Origin of the sequence: Larkinella bovis (assembly GCF_042655385.1) — a bacterium.
In the GTDB taxonomy this organism is placed as follows: domain Bacteria; phylum Bacteroidota; class Bacteroidia; order Cytophagales; family Spirosomataceae; genus Larkinella; species Larkinella bovis.
This window is the reverse complement of the sequence record NZ_JBHSMA010000001.1, coordinates 989,738-1,012,033: the sequence shown is the minus strand read 5'-3', so window position 1 is coordinate 1,012,033 and position 22,296 is coordinate 989,738. Positions and strand designations below refer to the sequence as shown.

General features: G+C 54.1%; 18 protein-coding genes. 7 read left to right on the top strand and 11 right to left on the bottom strand.

The annotated features are described in order from the left end of the window. Window positions 1-188: 188 nt before the first annotated feature. From ACFPMF_RS04270 to ACFPMF_RS04255, 4 genes are all read right to left on the bottom strand, one after another. Window positions 189-2,381, bottom strand: coding sequence for an alpha-galactosidase (locus ACFPMF_RS04270; protein WP_379841451.1), 2,193 nt, complete (start codon window positions 2,379-2,381; stop codon window positions 189-191). Between the two features lie 76 nt (window positions 2,382-2,457). Beyond that, window positions 2,458-2,841: a DUF4406 domain-containing protein gene (locus ACFPMF_RS04265; protein WP_379841449.1), complete on the bottom strand. Its 384-nt coding sequence runs from the start codon at window positions 2,839-2,841 to the stop codon at window positions 2,458-2,460. 174 nt (window positions 2,842-3,015) lie between these two features. After that, window positions 3,016-3,537 carry a RidA family protein gene (locus ACFPMF_RS04260; protein WP_379841447.1) on the bottom strand — a complete coding sequence of 174 codons (522 nt, stop codon included), beginning with the start codon at window positions 3,535-3,537 and terminating at the stop codon, window positions 3,016-3,018. Window positions 3,538-3,655: 118 nt separating this feature from the next. After that, window positions 3,656-4,825, bottom strand: coding sequence for an alpha/beta hydrolase family protein (locus ACFPMF_RS04255; RefSeq protein ID WP_379841445.1), 1,170 nt, complete (start codon window positions 4,823-4,825; stop codon window positions 3,656-3,658). Between the two features lie 343 nt (window positions 4,826-5,168). Here ACFPMF_RS04255 and ACFPMF_RS04250 point away from each other — a divergent pair, with 343 nt between their 5' ends. Further along, complete coding sequence (locus ACFPMF_RS04250; RefSeq protein WP_379841443.1) at window positions 5,169-5,351, top strand: hypothetical protein; 183 nt, start codon at window positions 5,169-5,171, stop codon at window positions 5,349-5,351. 15 nt (window positions 5,352-5,366) lie between these two features. On the opposite strand, the gene ACFPMF_RS04245 is transcribed toward ACFPMF_RS04250, so the two are convergent. Continuing rightward, complete coding sequence (locus ACFPMF_RS04245) at window positions 5,367-6,275, bottom strand: Nif3-like dinuclear metal center hexameric protein (RefSeq protein ID WP_379841441.1); 909 nt, start codon at window positions 6,273-6,275, stop codon at window positions 5,367-5,369. A 1,056-nt stretch (window positions 6,276-7,331) separates the two neighbouring features. On the opposite strand from ACFPMF_RS04245, the gene ACFPMF_RS04240 reads away from it, so the two are divergent. Together ACFPMF_RS04240 and ACFPMF_RS04235 are read left to right on the top strand one after the other, a co-directional pair. Further along, the gene (locus tag ACFPMF_RS04240) at window positions 7,332-7,496 is read left to right on the top strand and encodes a hypothetical protein (protein ID WP_379841439.1); all 165 of its coding nucleotides are present in this window, start codon (window positions 7,332-7,334) and stop codon (window positions 7,494-7,496) included. Between the two features lie 184 nt (window positions 7,497-7,680). Next, complete coding sequence (locus ACFPMF_RS04235) at window positions 7,681-10,038, top strand: gliding motility-associated C-terminal domain-containing protein (RefSeq protein ID WP_379841437.1); 2,358 nt, start codon at window positions 7,681-7,683, stop codon at window positions 10,036-10,038. Between the two features lie 5 nt (window positions 10,039-10,043). Here the strand turns inward: ACFPMF_RS04235 and ACFPMF_RS04230 are convergent, their stop codons facing one another. From ACFPMF_RS04230 to ACFPMF_RS04215, 4 genes are all read right to left on the bottom strand, one after another. Beyond that, window positions 10,044-11,219: a hypothetical protein gene (locus tag ACFPMF_RS04230; protein ID WP_379841434.1), complete on the bottom strand. Its 1,176-nt coding sequence runs from the start codon at window positions 11,217-11,219 to the stop codon at window positions 10,044-10,046. Between the two features lie 184 nt (window positions 11,220-11,403). Beyond that, window positions 11,404-11,928 carry a hypothetical protein gene (locus ACFPMF_RS04225; protein WP_379841432.1) on the bottom strand — a complete coding sequence of 175 codons (525 nt, stop codon included), beginning with the start codon at window positions 11,926-11,928 and terminating at the stop codon, window positions 11,404-11,406. A 227-nt stretch (window positions 11,929-12,155) separates the two neighbouring features. Further along, a complete protein-coding gene (locus tag ACFPMF_RS04220; protein WP_379841430.1) occupies window positions 12,156-14,309 on the bottom strand; it encodes an alpha/beta hydrolase in 2,154 nt (717 codons plus the stop codon). A gap of 246 nt (window positions 14,310-14,555) precedes the next feature. Next, the gene (locus ACFPMF_RS04215; RefSeq protein ID WP_379841428.1) at window positions 14,556-14,897 is read right to left on the bottom strand and encodes a hypothetical protein; all 342 of its coding nucleotides are present in this window, start codon (window positions 14,895-14,897) and stop codon (window positions 14,556-14,558) included. A gap of 118 nt (window positions 14,898-15,015) precedes the next feature. On the opposite strand from ACFPMF_RS04215, the gene ACFPMF_RS04210 reads away from it, so the two are divergent. The 4 genes from ACFPMF_RS04210 (at window position 15,016) to ACFPMF_RS04195 (ending at window position 20,070) form a co-directional block, all read left to right on the top strand. Further along, complete coding sequence (locus ACFPMF_RS04210; RefSeq protein ID WP_379841426.1) at window positions 15,016-16,452, top strand: Gfo/Idh/MocA family protein; 1,437 nt, start codon at window positions 15,016-15,018, stop codon at window positions 16,450-16,452. Window positions 16,453-16,478: 26 nt separating this feature from the next. Beyond that, on the top strand, window positions 16,479-17,870 hold the full coding sequence (locus ACFPMF_RS04205) for a putative oxidoreductase C-terminal domain-containing protein (RefSeq protein ID WP_379841424.1): 1,392 nt from the start codon (window positions 16,479-16,481) through the stop codon (window positions 17,868-17,870). Window positions 17,871-17,960: 90 nt separating this feature from the next. Beyond that, window positions 17,961-19,133: a Gfo/Idh/MocA family protein gene (locus ACFPMF_RS04200; RefSeq protein WP_379841422.1), complete on the top strand. Its 1,173-nt coding sequence runs from the start codon at window positions 17,961-17,963 to the stop codon at window positions 19,131-19,133. Between the two features lie 88 nt (window positions 19,134-19,221). Beyond that, window positions 19,222-20,070, top strand: a complete 849-nt coding sequence (locus ACFPMF_RS04195; protein WP_379841420.1) for a ThuA domain-containing protein — start codon at window positions 19,222-19,224, stop codon at window positions 20,068-20,070. 6 nt (window positions 20,071-20,076) lie between these two features. On the opposite strand, the gene ACFPMF_RS04190 is transcribed toward ACFPMF_RS04195, so the two are convergent. Together ACFPMF_RS04190 and ACFPMF_RS04185 are read right to left on the bottom strand one after the other, a co-directional pair. After that, a complete protein-coding gene (locus tag ACFPMF_RS04190) occupies window positions 20,077-21,309 on the bottom strand; it encodes a TlpA family protein disulfide reductase (RefSeq protein ID WP_379841418.1) in 1,233 nt (410 codons plus the stop codon). A 67-nt stretch (window positions 21,310-21,376) separates the two neighbouring features. Beyond that, the gene (locus tag ACFPMF_RS04185) at window positions 21,377-22,282 is read right to left on the bottom strand and encodes a serine hydrolase (protein ID WP_379841416.1); all 906 of its coding nucleotides are present in this window, start codon (window positions 22,280-22,282) and stop codon (window positions 21,377-21,379) included. Window positions 22,283-22,296 lie beyond the last annotated feature (14 nt).

Sequence of the window (22,296 nt, the reverse complement as noted above, 5' to 3'; positions counted from 1 at the left end):
AATGATTTTATTAATTCTGTATATGTATGTAAAATATATGATGATCGGAAGCCGAATTCGATGAACGGTTTAGTTCCGTCTGTTCCGCTGTGGTGGATAGGCCGGATGGTTGCGTATGTTCAGCAGCAAAAAACTCCCGATTCTGTCGGGAGTTTTCGGGAAAAGCCGTCAAACCCGTACGAAGTGGCTTAGTTGCTTTCCGTAATTTCCAACACCACGCTGGTCCGGCGGGCATCGACCTGTGGATTAAAACCGACCGTCATCAGGTAGTCTCCTGAATACACCGTCTGGTTTCGGTTGATGGGCGAGTTATTGCCCGGATAAATATTCAGTTCCTGGATGCGGTATTTTTTCGCCGGATTCAGGCCCTTCAGTTGGATTGGAGCCTGGCTGCCTTCGCGGTAGCGGTTTCCGACCAGATAGTTGAACCAGATTGCCTTATCCTGCTTTTCGCTGACATAGACCAGCGACGCCAGATCGTTGGTTTGGGGTGAAACGAGCCGAAACAGATCGCCCTGCCAGATTACATCTTTCACCCGGCTGTACGTTTTAAGGGCTTCCTGACTGAATTGTAGTTCTTCTTCGTCCAGTTTACTCACCACAATATCGTACCCCATCTTGCCCATCATGGCCACGTCCGTCCGGAATTTGATCGGTTGCTTGCCCCAGTCGGTAATGTGGTTGCAGGTAGCAATAGCCGGGAAGAAGTACGAGTAATTCCATTGGATGAAAATCCGTTCCAGGCCATCGGTATTGTCGCTGGGCCAGAACTCGGTAAAGTATTTCAGTGCACCGTAGTCGACCCGGCCACCCCCGCCCGAACAGAGCATCAGCGGCAAGGTCGGGTATTTAGCCCGCAACCGGTCCAGCACTTTATACAGTCCCTGCACATACTCGACAAACAGGTGCGACGGGTTTGGATTGGTGGCCGAAAATGCGTTGTAAATAACGGCGTTGCAATCCCACTTGATGTAACCGAGCGTCGGGTTCTTGGTTAGAATACCGTCGACGACCCCGTAGACAAAATCCTGAACGTTCGGATTGGACAAATCCAGGACGAGTTGATTCCGGAAATAATACTCGGAACGGTTGGGTAATTTGATAACCCAGTCGGGGTGTTTCTCGTACAGCTCGCTTTTCGGGCTAACCATTTCCGGTTCCAGCCAGATACCGAACTTGATGCCTGCGCTTTCGGCCTCCTTCACCAGATAGCCTAAACCGTGCGGCAATTTCTGTTTGTTTTCCTGCCAGTCGCCGAGGCCCGTATGATCGTTGTTGCGGGGGTATTTGTTCGCAAACCAGCCGTCGTCGAGCAGAAACAGATCGACCCCCAGCTTTTTACCGTCTTTGAACAACGTCGTCAATTTCTCCTCATTAAAGTCAAAGTACGTGGCCTCCCAGTTGTTTAACAGTGTTAACCGGTTTCCTTCGCCCTGCGGAATGCGGTGTTTACGGGCCCAGCGGTGGAGGTTCCGGCTGGCCTGGCCTTTGCCGTTAGAGGAATAGGTATACAGAAAAGCGGGCGTGACAAACTCCTTGCCGGGGGCCAGCGTGTATTCCGAAGCATACGGATTAATCCCGGCAATCAGCCGCAGATTTCGCAGCGGATCGACCTCAAACTCGATCTTATAATTTCCCGACCAGGCCAGTGTTCCGGCCAGCACCTCACCGGTTTCTTCCTGGGCGGGTTGGTTGAGCGACAGAAGGAAGGAGGGAGGCTGGAACAGGTCGGCTCGGGTTCCGAGCTTGGTGTCGAGCACCTTCAAACCGGCGGATAATTGGATTTCTTCCGGATTCATTTCCTTCGCCCAGTCGCCATGAAAATGAGTCAGATAATACCGCTGCGCCGGAATGTAGAGGTTGGCCGATGCGTATTTCTGCAACCGGACATTTTTTTTCTCGGTATGCCGAATGCTCGACCATTGTTCAATGACATCCTCTTGCTGGTACGCTTTGTAAAAAAGGCTGACCTCAAACGGGTATTGTGGGTCCTTCAGAAAAACCGTCGTCAGCACGACCCCATCGGCGCCGTTCTGGGTTTGGTGCCGAACATACTTCAAATCGGACGACGGATTGCCATCGGCATGGGCGATCTGAAGGGCGGGTTCCAGCAGATTGCGGCCACCGGCGGGCGTATAGGCAGAATTGTAAAGTTTGGTATAATCTTCCCCGCGCTTGCTATTATCGGGCAACAGTTCGTAGTCGGCCGGACTTTGCAGCCGCCTTCCGAGGTAAACGATGGTCGGATCACCCTCCTGACTGATCCGAATCACCAGCGCCGTCCGCTGGGTTTCAACGGCAATATGTTTGTCGCCGGGGGCAGCGCTGGCCCCGCTCAAAATCGGAAACCAGAAAGCGAACAGGTAGAATAAGCGTTTCATAGACGGGCTCGATTAACCGGACAAAGCTACTAAAAGAAGCCATACCCCGGTTGACCCGAACCTTGTCGAAACCGGATCAGGAGACCGGCGTAACTGCTGTTTCCTCAAAGTGAACCGTTTCAAGTGAGGTGAATACGGTTTTTCCGAACTGCCGGGCCTGGGTAACCATTTCATCGGCACCCGGCGAAGGACCGCCAATGCGCAGAACCGCATCACAATGGGCCAGCAAATCGATAGCAATCGGGTGGAAAAGCTGATTGAAAACCGCATCGCCAATCTCCCGGGAACCGGCGGCTTCAAGGAGCGGTAAAGCAACCCATTCGCCCAGCATGGGCAGGTAGCCTTTTTTCAGCAAGGCAAGCGCTGTATCGGTCATATCCTGTACATTTTGCGCAATTTTGACCGGATCGTCGTTGGTGCCGGATCGGTAAGGACCGGCCACCAGAATCATTTTTTTCATACGCGTTGCCCGGAAAGGCTGTTTGATTCGGGCACAAAAATAAGGAAGAAAATGATCAAATATGATCAATAGTGATCTATTTTGATTGAGTGGTATATTCTTGTCGCATTATGAAACAAAAACCGGTTGGAGTGACCATTCCAACCGGTTTTGAGCTTTACGAGAAAGACCGACCTACTCGATTTCCACAATCATCTCCACTTCGACGGCATAATCGGAGGGTAAGGCGGCAACCCCCACCGCCGACCGGGCGTGTTTTCCTTTATCCCCGAAAATCTTTACCAGCAGGTCGGAACAGCCGTTGACCACTTTGGGATGGTCGATAAAATCGGGCGCGGAATTGACCATGCCCAGCACCTTGACGACGCGTTTCACCTTGTTCAGATTGCCAATCTCGGCCTTCAGCGACGAGAGAAGACCGATGGCGCACAATTTTGCGGCTTCGTATCCCTGTTCCGGCGACAGATCCTTGCCAACCTTCCCTTTAATCCCGGTTCCGTCGGCGCGGTTCGAGACATGGCCGGATAAAAAGATCAGATTCCCAGTGCGGACGGCTTTCACGTAATTGGCTAAGGAAGGCGTGGGCGGAGCGAGTTCAATTCCCTGTTCTTTTAACCTGGCGTCGATGGATTGCCCGAACGCAAAACCGGAAAATACTGAAAAACCAAGGAGTAGCAGGGTGCAGATTTTCTTCACAAAAGTAGAGTTTTAATGTAGTAAATAGATTGTAATTGATTAGTAATTAACGTCTTGCTGTCTCGTTAACCCGATGAATCAGCCGGTGGAGCAGGTGCTACGCCTATGGTTGACGGATCTACTTCAGCAACGCCATGACGGCATCGTCGCCCACGACCGCATTGGTGGGTCGCGGATGGGCTTCCGTAAAAACCTGCAGGTCGGCGGGGGGCAGAACCACGTTGGAACTTTCGTCGATCTGGCCGTTTTTCAGGACCCGATTGAGGTTCAGTTTCAGGTGTTTGGCCAGAAACCGGTAAGCCGCATCCCGTTTGGAAGGGCCATAATCATGTTTTTCGTTAGCCAGGTGAACGGCTTCCAGTTTGTCCTGAGCACCATAAAAACCGTAAATCCGCTGAACATGCGGGTATTCCACATTCGGGGTGTTTTTGGTCCAGTCGCCCCCGTCCGAAATCATGATCATCGGGCGCGGAGCCGCCAGGGCCGCAATCTCGACATTATTCGTTTCGTGGGCCGGCCGTTTGTGGATGGGCATACCGCTTTCACAGACACATCCGCCGAAAAAGTGCGCCGACACCATCACGACCGGTACCGAAACTTTCACGCGTGAATCCAGCGCCGTCAGCAAAAAGGTTTGCGTTCCTCCCCCGGACTCGCCCGTAACCGCCACCCGCTGCGGATCGACCTGGGGCAGGCCGGTCAGGAAATCAAGCGCGCGGATGCTGTTGAGCGTCTGGAGTTTAGCGGCTTCGGGGAGTTTGTGGTCGCACTGTTTCGAGTCGCCGTAACCAAGCATGTCGTAGACAAAAACAACCGCGCCCATTTTGGCCAGCGTGATGCAGCGTTGCTGGGTGTACTCCTTCAGCCGGGCATCCATCGAAGCCATATGGCCGTGCGGACACAAAACCGCAGCGGTTTTCCCGGAAAGACCGGTGGGGGTATACAAGTTGCCAGTGACGTAAAAACCGGGTAAGCTTTCGAAAGCCACGTTTTCAACCGTATAGCCGTCCAGTTTTCGCAGGCTGTGCCGAATTGGTTTCAGGGGGGCAAAAGCGGGTTTGGCGGGCAGTTTCAGTCCGTCGCGAATGCCCTGCCGAATCAGGGCCGCCCGTTTTTCCCACGAAGCCTTATCGGTATACAACGCTCCGCACTGTAGCAGGGCTTTTGCGCCATCGGGTTCACTGAAATACGCCCCCTGGCGCAGATCCGGCCGGTCGGGTTTGGGTTGAGCAAGCCCGGCAAACGGCAGGAGGGACCATAGGCAGGCGGAAAGAAACAAAAGGCGCATTGGAAGAGCGGTTTAGGGATGCGCTAAAGTAACAAAAAAACAGGCTTATTCGCCGGGATCCCGTTTATTTGGAAGGGACAACCCAAATTTCGGAGGCAGAAATCGCAACGGAATTCCGTTGCCTCCGCTCATTTCTGCCGGGCTGCTGTTGCGGGATTCGCCGGTTGAAACCAGCCTGGATTTCCGGTTTTTGGCTTTCCTGACTCATCCAAAACCCATCAAAAAATCGTCTTCACCTATTTCGCATTTCGCAAGGTAAAGCAGTAGGTAATCACCGGAAGACCATTTAAACAAAACCGCTTCGTTCCGGCTTTTACCCATAGTCCTTAAAACCGCATACCCCATGCACTACGGCGATACAGTAAAACACAAGGACGAAACCGTCAACCACGGTCACCCGATGACGGTTTCGAGCATGAGCGAAGACGAAACCCAGGCCCTTTGCCGACTGGACAACGATGCTGAAGCGTGGTTCGAGGTTGCGGATCTAACCGTGATCGAGGATTTCGACCAGAGTTTCATCTAAGCGGTAAAACCGCCTTTACAGGTACGTAAATGGGTTTTTGGAGTCGATGTACGTGATTTTCAGGCCGGGTACTTTGGGTTGCAGCCAGGGAACCAGCCACTGCATACCCGGCGCTTCGCTCATGATGTGCCCCAGAATCCCGAGCGAAAGGGGTTGTCCTTGCTGACGGGCGTCGCGGACGTATTCGGCCGTTTCCCACTCGCTGATTTCCCCGCAGAGAATCAGGTCCGGTTTTTCCTCCTGGATGCCCTGAATGTGGCTGCGGCCGCCCGACGCGCCCGGCATGAGCAGGATTCGCCGGCACGGTTGGGCCGGATCGCCCACAATCCGCATCGTGGCAATTCCCAGCTTTTCCTTCGCGTGGGAAACGATTTGTTTCAGGGAGCTTGGTGCGGGGAGCGTAAGGATCCGCGGGTTTTTCTCATCCATGAATTTCTCCCAGCCGAGCGCCGTCACCACGCCCATTCGAATGCCGTCGGGTCGGTGGGAATGCCAGTAGTCGTGAAACCGCCAGACTGCAATCCCGTGTTTTTCGAGCAGGGCAAATTTCTTCCGAAACACCTCGTCGTTTTTCAGCCAGTCGGTTTCGTCGGCGTGGTTGTAAAAAGTTGGCTCGTGGACGATGATGAAATTGGCCCCCAGTTGGGCTGCTTTTTCAATCACCTCCATCGTGGCAAACATGGTCGACACAATACCGGTCACCTTTTGATCGGCGGTCCCGGATTTGAGCGTATCGACGGTTTTGGGAAAAGGTGCATTCGGAATGGTTTTGAGAATCAGGTCCATCACCTGGCCGACCGTCACCGGCTGAGCGACGGGCGGGCGGTTTTTCTGCGGCTGGAGACCGGGAACCGTTACCAAAAGGGACGCCTTCGTGAGCGTACCGACAAATTCTCTTCTTCCGGTTTTTTCGGGCGTTATCATGGCTTCTGTCGTTTGCTACGGGGACCCGGCAGCCCGCGCCACTCTCCTGGTCATTCTCTGTTCGAGGGTACCTTGTTGCGCCCACCCGAACGGGCTGAGCAGGAAGGCGATGCCAGGAGGAGCAGGGGTTTCATACGGGTTGGGATTCGAAAGAACAAGCTTAACCAATTTTAGGGACATTTGCAGCCAAAACGCCCCAGAGCGCAAAGCCATAAAAAAAGCCCCGCTAAGGAAGCGAGGCATTTCCGATTTTACATGTTAATAAACGTTACTTTACGATGGGCACGAGGGTCATTTGCCAGTCCTGTTCGTCGGCGTTCCTTTTGCAACGGCTTTCATGACCCGAAAGAAATTTTTACTCCCGATTTTTTATAGCTCTTTTGAATGGTCCCGTCGGATGCATTCGATGGTAAAATTGTGTCCTGACTGAAAACAAAACCGCCCTGCCGCGCCCAACCGTTATCGAAATCCGCGACCTTTCCAATGTCGGTTTTGCCCGCCCTGAGCCAACCGGGCAAGCCGCAACGCGCATCAGTTCAATGCGCTTCATGACGGAATAGAAATTGATGAAGTTAACTAAGGTTGTATTATTCTACTATTTTGGCTGCTATATAGCTAAAAAGTTGATCGGATAGACCTATAGTTTAATTGATAAAAAGGGGTAAATGCAAAATTATTATTTTTAGTATTGAAAAATTGCCAAATGATGTATTTAGCAGGTGTGAAAATCGAATTTAAAATATTCAAAGAAGACTTTCAAAATAAAATACCGTGTTATTGAAAAAGTTACAATTATTGTTCTTAAAATTTTAAATTTACTGAAGTAAGGTCGTGCGAAGGGAAAAACCGCCCGCTGGCTAAGCGCTCTGGTAAGCAAGATCCGGTTTGGAAAAGGCTTAATATAATTTTTCGTGGTTTCTGCTTCGAAAAGGGTAAGGCCGCTGGCTGATCCGTCTATTTAGTCGCTTGGCTTGATCGCTGGAGGTACATACGGGTAGATCGGCGCTCTGACGACCTTTCGTTCCTGTTCGGGTACCGGAGATCAGAACGATCGATATGGAAAGAAAAAAGATGCCCGTGGTTGTTTGCAGCCTGATGCTGGCCGTTCGCGGCCTTGCCCAACCGCCCCGGCTGATCGTGCGGGGAGACTGGGGTATGCGCATTCGGGCAATGAAGCCCTCGTCAACGTTTATAGCGGTGGTATCCTATAATAATATTTAGGAACACACGCAACGGGCCGCAGCGTTTTCACGTAACCGGAGTGGAAGATAGATTAACTTATTGGATACACTATTGATGCTCAGTGTATTTTTTGATTTGCAGTATTGAAAAAATAGTAACTTTAAAATGATTTGATTACGCATTAACCCGACTGTTTCTATAGCCAAATTCTACTGTCTGACCCATGCAACCGTTTGTTAACCGAGCACTGCTTTGGCTGATTATGCTGGGCTTTGCCTTTCCGGCTCTGGCCACACACCAAGTCGGCGGACAAATTGAAATGCGCGCTATAGGCGACCTTCCGGGCCATTTTGAAATCCTCGTCACGAACTACCTCGAAGACAACTACCGCGCGGCCCAGACCTTTGGGGGCCCGGTCGGAATTTTCCGCAAACGCGACAACGTCCGGATGCTGGTGTTTACGGTTTCCGAAACCGGCCAGCGGCAGCGCGTCGTTTTTACCAACGAAGCCTGTGCTACCTCGAAAAACCAGCGGATGATCGTGGCCACCTTCAGCGCCGACATCCAGCTTGATCCGTATCTCTACAACGATGTCGGAGGCTACTACATGGCGTACCAGACCCAAAACCGCAACGACGGCATCAACAACATCAACAACCCGGTGCAAACCGGTTTTACGTTTTACCTGGAGTTTCCGGCCCTGCAGAAAAACGGCCAGAACTTTACCAATTCGTCGCCCCGGTTTACGTCGGTCAATGGAGAGTATCTCTGTATCAATGAGGCTTTTACGTTTCCCTATGGCGGAGCCGATCCCGACGGCGACGAACTGCGGTATTCGATGGTGACGCCCCTCAACCGGAGCGGTACCGGACGGAACATGGAAACCACCCCGGGACCGTATCCGGACGTGCAATGGCTGAGCGGGTTCGGAGCGAACAACGCCATTCCCGGCAGCCCGTCGCTGTCGATTGATCCCCAAAGTGGTCAGCTTTCGGTGACGCCGAACCAACTGGGTTTGTACGTTTTTGCGGTGAAAGTAGAAGAGTTTCGGGCGGGCGTCAAAATCGGGGAGGTTCGGCGGGATTTTCAATTTCTGGTGATCGATTGTCCTCCGCTGGCAACGCCAGATCCGCCCATCTGGGCCACCAGCCTGCCCGTGGGCACAGAGTTTACCATTTGTAAGGGTAAATCGCTGGAATTGCAAACGACCTTGAACAAGGACTGGAATTACCAGTGGCGAAAAGACGGCATTAACCTGCCCGACGCCACCGGTACGAAACTGACCGTGCATGAACCCGGTCAGTATTCTGTCTTTGTCTCGCTGAAGACGCTCTGCGGCAAAGCCAGCGGATCGCAGAATGTGCAGGTCAATGTGGTGGATCTCACCTCCGACATTACGTCTGCTGGTCAGTTATGCGCCACCGATGGGTCGGTTACCTTAACGGTTCTGGCCGGCAACGGGATCAGTTACCAGTGGTACCATAACGAAAAAGCCCTGACCGGCAACGCCAACCTCTACCAGGCTACTCAACCGGGGCAATACCGCGCCGTTCTGACCCAGCCGCAGTACGGGTGTTCATACCAGACAGCGGACGTGGCGCTCACTCGCGCGGCTCCGGTAATGGCCGCCATTCAGTCGGCGCAGAACAAATTATGCCCCGGTGGTTCGCTTTCGCTGGAGGGGGCTGGTGGGGTTAGTTTTGCGTGGAGCCGCGATGGGCAAGCCGTCGCCACGGTTTCGGAACCTGCCTTTTCGGTTCAGACCGCCGGAAGTTACGTAGTGGAGGTGACGGCTGCGAACGGTTGCAAGGCGGTTTCGGCCCCTTTTGTCGTGGTCCAGATTCCCGGCGTCGATGTTAAACTGGATGCAGTTCCGTCCGTGTGCGGACCCGATGGGCCGGTTTTTCAGTTAACCGGCTCACCCGCGGGCGGGACATTTGCCGGGCCGGGCGTGAACGGTGCGCAGTACGATGCCAAAGCCGCCGGGATCGGCAATCATGTGTTGACGTATACCGTCAATTTTGCGCCGGAATGTCCGGGGGCGGTGGCCCAGCAAACGGCGGTGGTGGCACCGATTCCGACCCTGCTGTTTCCCGAAGAAATTATTACTTCGCCCGGGAAGTCGTTGACGCTGAACGCAGAAATGACGGGTGATCCGGTGAAATTTGCCTGGAGTCCGCCCACTTACCTGGCCGACCCGACCGAAGCCGGGGCCCGCGTGGAAGGCATTGAAGACGATATGGTGTATACCCTGAGCGTCGAAAACGCGACCGGCTGCCAGGCTGATGCGTCGGTGGTGGTGACGGTTTACGAGCGAATCTGGATCCCTACCGCCTTTTCACCCAATGGCGACGGGCAGAATGACGTCTGGGAACTACGCAGTATTGAAGCGTTTCCGGAAGCGGAGGTGACGGTTTTCAATCGCTGGGGCGAAGTGATTTACCATTCCAAAGACGGTTATGCTCATCCGTTCGACGGGACGCTGAAAGGCGAGCCCGTACCACCGGGTATGTATACGTACCTGATTCGGTACGAGCCCAAAAAACCGGTTTTGCGCGGAACGCTGATGGTGTTGCGGTAAAAAACTCAGTGTCCGATCAGGGCCTTCAGGCCGTCCAGATCGATGTTCTGGCGGAATTGCTCCATCAGGTCCCGTTTGGCCACCAGGTTGGCGGAGGTTTCGTATTTCATCAGCAACTGAATCGACTGAATGGCGTGCCGGGGCAAGGTCGGGTCGTGGTACTGAAGATCGTGCGTCACCAGCGGCCGACCCTTCACGGCCTGGGCTTCAAAGGTTCCTTTGCCGCGATATTGGGTCATCAGGTCGTACGGATTTTCGATGATGGCCTGCGAGGCCCGTTCCTGCGGGCTCATGGCCGCGAGCAGAGCTTCCAGCCGGTCGTAATTTTGCCGGAACTCCTGGGCGGTTTTATCGCGCTTGATCCGGCCGTTCCCGATGCTTCGGCGGTTGTCTTCCTTGTATTTTTCGCGTTCGGCTTCGGTTTTGAATGAACCGGGTTGGTCGGCATAGGCCAGCGTTTCCTTCAACCCGGCTTCGAGCACACGCGTCGTTTCATCGTTTTCTTTGAGGAAGTGCCGGATATGCCGCTGAAGCGACCGCACCAACTCCTCCCGGCTGACGGGCCGCACGGGCAGGCGGTTTCCCGGCACCAGCAGAATCGACTCCTGCCGGTTCTCCCGCCGGGTCGGATGCGGGCTGTAAACGGCATAGCCTTTTAGGTCGCCCACCCGTTCGGGCATGTAAAAAATCGACTGGCCGTTCGGTAACAGATATTCCCGTTCACTGATCGATTCCATGAATTGCCAGAGCGAATTCACGTAGCACTCGATCCAGGTGCCGGTTTCGGCCGACCGTTCCGGTTTTCCCCGGAAACACCAGTAATGCAGATAATAGGTGGTGACGGAATACCGCAAGGGCGCATTCGGCGGCAGGTGTTTATAGTCGTTGGCGGGATCGCTCTTGATGATTCGGTAGGCCCGGGCTTCCAGTCCGCGCGGATTCGGGTAGGCTTTTTGCAGGAGGTTGAGGATTTTTTCCTGCCGTTCGAACACCAGTGGCAGGCTCTTTCGCGGGAAATCCGGCCCGATGGCCCCCAGGGCGTCCGGCTTACGGACCCAGGATGTCTGAATAGCCTGAGCATCTTCGGGTCGGCACCCGGTCGATTGCGCCAGCCCGTTTACCCCCAAAAGAATAGCCAACAGACCCGGCAGAAGGGGCCGGATGTTGATCAATGCGTCCATGCGGATTGGTTGTTCGTTCACCGCAAAGATGGCAGAACGTCCTCTTTTCCGGGACCTGCTTCCTGCTCAATTGAGGATTCGGATTCCTGAACCTCAGAAAAACGCGGGTCAAACGGCAGGGGCCAAACTAAAACCGCACCGGAGCCAGCGGCTCCGGTGCGGTTTGAAAAAAAATCAGCGTTGGCTATTTTACGGGAATTGTCTTGATTACGATTTTTACCCCGTTGGCGGAAGAAAGGTTCAGGGCTTTGCCGTACGTATCGATCAGGTTTTTCCAGTAAACATCGCCGGGAGCGGTCGAATTGCCCGCAATATCCCGACTAATATCCAGATTTTGCTCGGTGATGTTGTCCGCTTTCCACACGTCCGGGGCCGGGAGCGCGGCTGTTGTCAACGTTAGTTTTGTGTCATTATCGGTCAGTGTCCACTTGCCGGTAACTTGTGTCCCATCAATACCGGTTTGCACAAAATCACCGTTGCTTTTGAATTCAAACCGGAACTTACTCATGTCGAGCACCGGGCCGGGATTACCTTTGATATAACCGGTTACAGGAGGTAAGGTGCCGAGGGTAACAATGGCAGTTTGTACCTCCCAGGTACGGACAAGGATTTCAGATTTTGTTTTTACCGCTGGTTGATCGTCATCATCTTTACCACAGCTTACGAACAGAGTAACGCCCACTAAAAGGAGCAGCAATGCTTTTTTCATGAGATAAGGTTTTTCAGGCTAATAAATGTAAGGCCGCAAGTTATTGAATTATTTTCAGATCGCGGGTGAGAAACGCTGTTTTACTCAACGGACGGCCATCCTAATATATTATACGGTTTTCAGTTTATGGTTTACCGTTGGCTGACGCTGCCTGCGTTTTGAGGCCATCAGCCAACGGTAAACCATCCCCTTCGCGCCATCCCCGGAAACAACACCGGATAGCGTGTTTAGCGTAACCAATTGTTGATCACGGAAAAATAGTGTTCCGGTTTTACGTTCTGCTGGAGGTTCAGCGACGCACGTGCCGCTGGCGTTCGCAGGGCATCCGAATAGGCGGTTTTGGCCCTTTCGGTCGTCATTTCCCGGTTGGTGGCATCCACAGGGTTAATAATCAGAAGCTTTTGCGCCGTCAGTGATGCGGCCAAAACCGGGAGGTCATAGAACGGTAAGGCTCCGGCCACGGCGGACAGGATAAAGGCCGGGTTGTAATGCATTTCATCGATGATGGCCTGGTAAGACACCAGCGAATTCAGCAGGATGCAGTGGCTGAAGGCATTGCTCAGGACCGCAGCGTGGAGCAGATCCGGCCCCATCGTTCCCCGTGCGGCCACCGCCAGGGGCTGTGGGGTGCCCAGACTTTTCCGGATAAAACCGGCCAGGATTTCAATTTCCTCCGCCCGAACCGCCACCAGATTTTTGTGCGTCAGCAGGCCCGTAAACCACAAATTCAGGGGCACCCCCCCGATGATGGAATCCCCGTCTTTGGGGTAGCCGGTCCCTAATTCGCCCGTGCCGCTCAGGTCGGGAATGATTATGTCGTGACCTTCCCTGGCGAGTTGATCGGCCCATTCGCCTTTTTGAGCAGCAACGGCTTTTCCCCGGTCATCCAGTAACAGGACGGTTTTTCCGGTTTTTCGGGTCGGTTTTAACCACAAAACCGGTATCGCATACTTGCCCGGCCCCGTGACAAGGTATTTCTCAATCGCGTAGGTATCGCGCTGGAAGCGGCCCGAAAAAACGACCTCGCCACCGGAAGCCGGTTTTTCGTAGCCCGTTATCGATCGGACCGTTTCGCGCAGCCTGGCCGCATCCCCCGGCGGTTCCGACCGGTTTTTCCGGAGGTGCGTTTGCGTCAGCGAAAACAGGGTTTCCCCCTTCAGCGTGGCATACACCTGGCCCCTTGGCGTTACATACAACTCCTCATCTTTGAAAAGCGTCACCTCCAGATCGGCGGAGCTACCGGGATTGGTGAGGTATTGCTGAAAAAACGCGTAGGAGGCTTCCCGGTTTTTGCGCGTAGACATATGCTCGGCGTCGTCTTCCACCATCAGCAACTGGTCCGGTTTTCCCAGGGCCGCATAGGCTTTTTTCGTTTCCTGAAAAAGATCCCGGGTCCCCTGAATGCTGAAAATATCCCGCGTGGTACTGACGATCAGGGCGGGTTTGGGAGCCCGGACTTCGAGATAATCGGCCAGATCAAGGCCATTTTCCAGTCCGTAGAGCAGGTTTTGCTCGGCGTCCTGCGGCCCTCTGGAACGCAGTTGCTTGTCGAACGTGGTGAGATAACATTCCGGGGCAGCGGCCAGAATCCGGTCGTCCATGGCGGCAATGTAGGCACTTTGCGTTCCGCCCCCCGACCGGCCGGCAATTCCGATCCGACCGGCATCAATCTCGGTTCGGCTGAGTAAGTAGTCGACTGCGCGGATACCATCCCAGACAAAATAATTCGCCGGTGAAAGCCCCGCCATGAACGACTGGGCACCGGGGTAGGAATGCTCGTTGACGGCGGATTTTCTGACAACGGATTCGTCGGCATATTGCCGTCGCTCCCCCTGGCCGATCGGGTCAAAAGCCAGCACCGCAAAGCCTTTTTTGACGTAATTCAGGATGATTCGCTGGTAGGCCTCCGACCGAAAACCGTTGATACTGTGGCCGCTGCAGTACAGAATGGCGGGTAGTTTTCCGGGCCGGTTTTTGGGCAGAAACAGAGCCGCCGTTACAAAATAACCCGGCCGTGATTCGAAATAGAGTTTTTCGACCGTAAAATCGTCCCGTTGAATGGTCCCCGTTATAACCGGATTCAGGGGCGTTTTTTCCGGGAAGGGTCCCATCACTTTGCGGAGTTTCGCCCGAACGTCTGCCTGCCGTTTCTGCCAGTCGGCCGGTGTTTTCAGCTTTTCGATGGCCCGCTGCCGTTGCTCCAGCTGATGGAACGCCCGCTGGCACAAATGCCGGTACAGACTGGTTGACGGAGAGCCTTCGTCGTAATGCCAGTAATTAAAAACGTCCAGATTTTCCTGGCCAACAGCAATACGGGCCAGCAACAGGAAGACAAGAATTGCCGAAACCGGTTTGGTCACGGAGGAGATCAATGCGCACATGAATTCTTCGAACGGTGAATATTTTGGGATTTTGCACCCGGGCGGGTGTCGGTCAACTTGGAACCGGAGAAGCGGAAAGAACCTGCTTCTACCTCACGTAAAAGCAGAAAACGCAAAAAAATCTACTTGATAGGCGGGGAACGGACCCGATGCACCGACGGGAGAAGACACGAAAAACCAGGCCATGCCGCAGCGGTAGGGCCATCTTGTTGACCGATCAGGAGAGCGCAGGACCGACGCTTTTGATTACGGTTGAACGGAGCGACTCGCCTGCAGGGTGTCGCGCCCGGGCATTGCGGGCCGACTGGCAGTAGTCGGGCGGATTTTTGTGGTTCCGGCGACCGGTGTTTTGCTGACTGTGAGGTCGTGGCTGGCACCGCCGTTGACAATGATCCAGCAAAGGCCCAGGGCCAGCCCGAGGGCCGAGGGAATGATTTTCAAGTCCTTGTTCATCAGTGTAGTAGTGTTGTCGGATTCGGGCGCGAAAGTAGGGCCGTAGACGGTTTGGAACGAATTAAAATCGGTTAAATGGAAAAAACCGGCCGTCGAGCGGTTGATGGTCCCCTCCAACCCGTAAAATCGCTTCACCGGGCGACGCTGGCACCGGAGTTTCTAAAAAAGGAGTAGTAAAAATGGTCCGGTTTCTTCTTATAGATACCGACAGAAGTGTTTTCATCGAAAAACTTCGTAAACCCCAACCAATCTTATGGAACCGGAAAAAAAATCAGTTCTTTCCCGGAAAAGCGTTACCCGGCGAAAATTTCTTGACCTGACCACGAAAGGAACGCTGGCCACGACGGCGCTGATAAGCGGTTTTCCTGCCATTGTACCAGCTTCGGTATTTGGGAAAAATGCGCCCAGTAACCGCATCAATATCGGCGCGCTGGGGGTTGGACGCATTTCTCGCACCCACGATATGCCGAGTGTGTTGCAGTACGATAATGCCCTGATTATGGCGGTTTGCGATGTGGATAGCAAACGGGCGGAGGATGGAAAACAACTCGTGAACCGTTATTACACGAAAAAAAACGGCAAGGACTACGACGGGGTAAAGGTCTATACCGATTACCGCGAATTGCTGACGAATAAAGATATTGACGCGGTCATTATCAGTACGCCCGACCACTGGCACGCACCGATGGTGGTGCATTCGGTCGAAGCAGGCAAGGATGTTTACATGCAGAAACCGGCTTCGCTGACGATTTCGGAAGGCCGCCTGATGGCTGATGCCGTCAAACGGACGGGCCGGATCATGCAGGTGGGCAGCCAGCAGCGGTCGTCGCACCAGTTCCGGTATGCGGCCGAGCTGGTACGCAACGGGCGCATTGGCCAGCTAAAAACCGTCTATGTCGGGTTGCCGGGCGACCCGTCGGGCGACGAAGAACCGCAGATGCCCGTTCCGAAAAACCTGAATTACGACATGTGGCTCGGCACAACGCCCGAGGTGTATTATACCGAAAAACGCGTCCATCCGCAGGTGGGCTACGATCGGCCGGGCTGGTTGCGCTGCGAACAGTTCGGTGCCGGAATGATCACCGGCTGGGGGTCGCACCATATCGACTGCGCGCACTGGGCCATGAATACCGAATACACCGGACCTGTTGAAATCTGGGGCAAGGCCGATTTCCCGAAAAGCGGGTTGTGGGATGTGCACGGCATTTTCCGGACCGAAGCCCGGTACGAAAACGGCGTCCACATGATCGTAAGCAACGAGCTGCCCAACGGCATCAGATTCGAAGGTACCGAAGGCTGGATTTTTGTGTCGCGGGGGGACGCGTCGGTGACGGCGAGCGATCCGGTCGACAAACAACGGGCGGCAAAGGCCCTCGACGCCAGCGATCCGAAAATTCTTTCGTCTGTCATTGGCCCGAACGAGATCCATTTGACCGTCAGCAAGGAACACCACGGCAACTGGCTTGAGAGCATCGTGAGCCGCAAGGAGCCGATTGCGCCCGCCGAGGTCGGACACCGGTCGTGCTCGGCCTGTCTGCTGCACCATGCCGCCATGAAACTGAACCGGAAGCTGTACTGGGATCCCCAAAAAGAACAATTCAAGAACGACGCCGACGCCAACAAACTGCTGTCGCGTACCCAACGGTCGCCCTACGCCATCAAGGCCGTGGCTTCGACCAAATCCCGTTAATTTGCGCTGTAACTAACCTCATTCGAATGAACGTATCCACCGTTGCCGGCGGCTTGTTGCTGGCGGCTCTATTTATCTCGTGTCAGTCTTCTGATCAAACAAAGGATGAAATGATTCATCTGATTACGCTCGATCCCGGCCACTTTCATGCGGCTCTGGTGCAGAAAAGCATGCTGGAGGGCGTCGATTCTACCGTTCATGTGTATGCACCCGATGGACCGGACGTGCAATTGCACCTGGATAAAATCAAAGGCTACAATACCCGGGCCGATGAGCCAACCCACTGGTACGAGGATGTATACCTCAACGCCGATTTTTTTGACAAAATGCTGGCCGACCGGGCGGCTACCAAATCGAGCAATGTGGTGGTGATGGCCGGCAATAACCGCCTGAAAACCGATTACATCCAGAAAACCGTAGCCGCTGGCTTTAATGTGCTGGCCGACAAACCAATGGCGATCAGTGCGGCCAATTTCGACCAGTTGAAAGAGGCTTTTTCGACCGCCGAAAAAAACAAGGTCTTGCTGTATGATATCATGACCGAGCGGTACGAAATCACGACGATGCTGCAACGGGCGTTTTCGCAACAGGCCGAGGTATTCGGAACGCTCGAAAAAGGAACCCCGGACAACCCGGCGGTGACGAAGGAAAGCGTTCACCATTTTTACAAGAATGTGTCGGGCAGTATTCTGACGCGTCCGGCCTGGTTCATGGATGTCGCGCAGCAGGGCGAAGGCATTGTCGACGTGACGACGCACCTGGTCGATCTGGTTCAGTGGGAGTGTTTTCCCGAACAAACGCTGGATTATCAGAAAGACGTCCGGCTGACGTCGGCCCGGCGGTGGACGACCGATATGACCCTGAGCCAGTTTACCGCCATCACGAAACAGACCGCTTTTCCGGACTACCTGAAGAAAGATGTGGTGAAAGACAGCGTTTTGCGGGTATACAGCAACGGTGAGATCAATTACGAACTGAAGGGCGTTCACGCCAAAGTATCGGTGATCTGGGCGTATAAGGCGCCGGAGGGAACCGGTGACACGCACTATTCGATCATGCGGGGCACGAAGGCGAACCTGATCATCCGGCAGGGGGCCGAGCAACAGTACAAACCGACGCTGTACATCGAATCGGCAGACGGCAAAACGGATTTGACGGCCGCTCTGCAGACGGTTTTACCGGCCATTCAGCAGGAGTTTCCCGGGCTTGAGGTGAAGAAAATCGCCAAAGGCTGGGAGGTGGTCATTCCCGAAAAATTCAAGGAAGGGCACGAAGCGCATTTTGGACGGGTTGCCCGGAAGTATCTGGAGTATCTGAAAACCGGTACGCTACCGGCCTGGGAGGTGCCGAACATGATTACTAAATATTACACAACTACGCAGGCCCTTGAACTGGCGAAAAAATCCGGCGTGAAATAGCGAACGAGTGAACGAGCGGTGGCATCCGCTTATCCTCCTGCTTTTCGCTGGTACGCCGGCCTGGTCTTTCACGCATTTACTCTTTATAGTATGAACGATTCTCAAGCCAATCGACGGCGGTTTCTGAAAGAATCCGTTGTCACGGCCGCCGGTTTAGCCGGTTTGTCAGCGATGCCCGGCGATCTGCTGGCCGCTGCGGACGCGCGGCCTACTGTCCATATTCTGGGAAGCAAAGCGGCCAAAGCAGCCCCGCGCATCCGGTTTTCGGCCATCGGCCTGAACCACGGCCATATTTACGGGCAGGTGGAAGCCGTGATCCGGGGGGGCGGTCAACTGGTGTCCTTTTTCGCCAGGGAGCCTGATCTGGCGGCTGCGTTTGCCAAACGTTATCCCGAAGCGAAACTCGCCAAAAGCGAAAAGGAAATTCTCGACGATCGTTCGATTCAACTGGTCGTCAGCGCCGGAATTCCCGACGAGCGGGCTCCGCTCGGTATCCGTGTGATGAAAGCCGGGAAGGACTACATGGCCGACAAACCGGGAATTACCACGCTGGAGCAACTGGCCGACGTTCGCAAGGTGCAGAAAGAAACGAAGCGGATTTACTCGATCATGTACAGTGAACGCTTTGAAAACAAGGCGACGGTAAAAGCCGGGGAACTGGTCAAGGCCGGTGCCATTGGCAAGGTGATTCAGACGATCGGGCTGGGGCCGCACCGCGTCAATCCCAAAACCAGACCCGAGTGGTTCTGGGACAAACAACGGTTTGGCGGCATTATCTGCGACATTGCGTCCCACCAGTTCGACCAGTTCCTGTTTTTTACGAATTCCACCTCGGCAGAAGTAGTGGCCTCGCAGGTGGGCAACACCAATCACCCGCAGTATCCCAAATTCGAGGATTTTGGCGATGCCATGGTGCGCGGCAACGGCGGCACTGGCTACATCCGGGTGGACTGGTTTACACCCGATGGCCTGAAATCCTGGGGCGATGGCCGACTGACGGTTCTGGGTACGGAAGGCTTTATCGAACTGCGGAAAAACGTGGACATTGGGGGCCGCAACGGTGGCAATCACCTGTTTCTGGTCGATAACAAGGAAACGAAATACATCGATTGCAGCCAGGAAGTGACTCCCTACGGCACCCAGCTCGTCGATGACATTCTGAACCGGACCGAAACCGCCATGACCCAGGCTCACTGTTTTCTGGCCACTGAACTGGCCCTGAAAGCCCAGAAAAATGCCCAGAATGTTAAGTTGCGGGCTTGAGTTGAGAAATTCCAGTGGGTCAAAAACCGCTCACCCGAGCGGTTTTTGACCGTTTTAGTAGATTGTTTTCGTTCGTTACCTCAAAACTATGAATCGCATTACTACTGTTTTTCTGGCCGGGTTATTGAGTTGGTTGCTGAGCGCCGTTACCGTCTCGGGTCAAAATGGCCCTTCCGTCAACTGGAAGAAAGTCAAGGTGCTGGTGTATACCAAAAATGGCAAAGGGTATGTTCATGAAAACATTCCGTATGCGGCCAAAAGTATTCAGAAACTGGGAGAAGAACACGGTTTTAAGGTGGATGTGACGGACCAGCCCGCGGTTTTTACGGAAGACAATCTCAAGCAGTACACCCTGCTCGTTTTTCCCAGTACGAACAACGACGTGTTCGATACGGATGACCAGCGGCTGGCGTTCCGGCGTTACATCGAAGCCGGGGGCGGTTTTGTGGGCGTTCATTCGGTGACCGGAACCGAGCGGAACTGGACGTGGTTCAAACGGATGATCGGTGGCACCTTTGCCTGGCACCCCAAGTTTCAGAAGTTCAAAACCGTCGTGATCGACACCAAACACCCGTCGATGCAGGGCATTCCGAAGGTGTGGGAGAAGGAGGATGAGTTTTATTTCACCAAGGAAATGTCGCCCGGCCCGACGGTGATCATGGCCCACGACCTGACCTCGCTTACGAGCGACGAGCCGGAAAAAGTGAAGATGTTCGGCGGCACGTTCACGCACTTGTACCCGGCTACCTGGTACTACAACTTCGACGGCGGTTATACGTGGTGTACGACGCTCGGACACGACAAGAAGGATTATTCCGAGCCGCTGTTCATGAAACACATCTTCCAGGGCATCCGACACGTGGCCAGTCAGGTGAAAAAAATCGACTTCTCGAAAGCCTATGCCGATTCGCGGGATACCCCCCTGCGGGATAATTAAAACCGCTCAGTCGTCCAGCAGCTTGAGGATATCCTGATAAATCGCATCGGCGGAACTGGGCCGTTTGGCGTTGAGATCCGCCATGTTGCCTTTCTTGTCGATCAGGATATACCGCGGAATGCTGTTGAGGCCAAAATACTGAACAATGCGCGAACGCCAGCCGCCCGGCGACCAACCCTGGTCGCCGGGTAGCTGGTGTTTTTGCAGGGCATTCTTCCAGTTCGTTTCCGAATCGTCGATCGACACGTAGAGGAAAACGACTTTTTCCCGTTGTTTCTTCGAAAACCGCTCGTGAAGTTGTTTCGAATGCGGGATTTCGCCGATGCAGGGGCCGCACCAGCTGGCCCAGATGTCGAGGTAAACCACTTTACCTTTATACTCCTCCAGCGTAACCGCTTCTCCATTTGGGTTGACAAAAGAGAAGATATTCGGATCAATTGGTTTCTTTTTTGCCGAAGCTTCCGGTTTGGGGTCGTCCTTTCGGGCCATCACGGCTCCGCACCGTTCGTTGACCCGCTCCGCATAAGCCGCCGAACCGGGCGTGGCCGTCAGGGTGGCAAACACCTCCCGAACCGAAGAGGGGGCGGATTTGTCGCATTGATCCAGTAAAAGCCGGGCGAGCGCATACTGGTACGGTTTTCCGCTCAGGTGCTGCCGGGTAAAACCGGCCTTTTCCGGCAGAATTTTGTGCGCTTCAGTAGCCGTGTACTTAGCAAAATTCCGGGCTTTGGAATTGAAATAGGTGACGTAGTAAAACAGGAAATTCCGGTAGGGTTCGGCGAGCATCGCGTTCTCGTCGTTGACGTTCAAGGCGTCAAACCCTTCCAGCATGACGGTCGGGAGCGCCGGGACGGTTTGCTGCGTGGCCTGCGCGTTAGTTCGGACGATGGGCCACGCCAGCAGCAGATGCCAGTAATTCCAGCGGATACAGTTTTCAATGTATTGGCGGAAGTTTCCGGAAAACCGGGTGGTTTGCGGGTGATCCCTGTAAAACGCCAGTTGCGCTTGCCGGGCCGTGAACAGACTCATTTCCCACCCATCGACCCCAAGGTTTTTTGCTTTTTCGTATTGCGTCGGTACGTCAAAATCTGCCTGGAACTTGTTGGTGAATTCGGTCAGAAAACCGTGTTCGGTCGTCGTCGTAAACACGGTTTCGGGACGGGGGCCCGGATAAATATCCTGCGCCCGGACAATAGCGCACTGGATTATAAAAAGGAGCAGCGGTACAATCGGTTTCATAGTTCTTTATTGGATTGCCAAGCAAATAGCAGTCCAAAGTAAACCTGAAAGGGGTTGCCTCTCCGGTTTATTTTGTGACAAAATCGTAAATCAGACGCGAAACCGTCGCCATGGCGGAGGTGGCGGTTTTGTCATCTTTCAGGTCTTTTCCCAGCAGCACCAGCACGTATCGGCGACCGTCGGGCAGCATCACAATACCCGAATCGTGGTGTACGCCCACAATTGAGCCGGTTTTGTGGGCGACTTTCACCGTTTGGGGGAGTTGGGCGGGAATGACCGAGTTGAATTGCTGATCGAGCAGAATCCCGATCATGGCCTCGGACGCTTCGGGGCTAACAGCTTTTCCGGTGGCAATCCGGTCAAAAATCAGCATCAGGTCGTAGGCCGTTGTGGTGTTGTTCAGACCCTGCTGAAAGGCCTTTGTATCTTCGACACCTCGCTGGATCTGGATGTTTTTGGCGCCGTAGCCGCGCATGGTCTGCGTCACGTTTCGGGCGTCTACCCGGTCGATGACGAGGTTGGTGGCCAGGTTGCTGCTGACGATAATCATATCGTAAACCAGTGCCGCCAGGGTTCGTTTGGTGCCGATTTTTGTGTAAATCAGTGTATCACTGTCATCGGTTGCTTTCAGGCTGAACGGGCTGCCATCGACGATACTCTTGAACTCGTTTTTGATGAGAATGGAGTCGGAGAGGGAAAGCCGCTTTTCGGCCGCCTGCTTGTACACCTCGATCATGACCGGCGTTTTCATGGTGCTGGCCGCGTGAAAATCTTCGTGTTCGTGAATCAAAAGCTCCCGTCCGGTGGTTAAATCCCGGAAGGCGACCGCAAACCGCCCCGGCTGTTGGCCCAATTCATGCTCAATCTGGTGCCGAAGCTGATCCAGGGAGGGCTTCGTTTGCGCAAAAACGGAAGACGCCAGAATCAATAGAAGAAAGTAGGGAGCGGTGATTTTAGAGTGAAGAAAAACCATAGTGTGATGAAGTA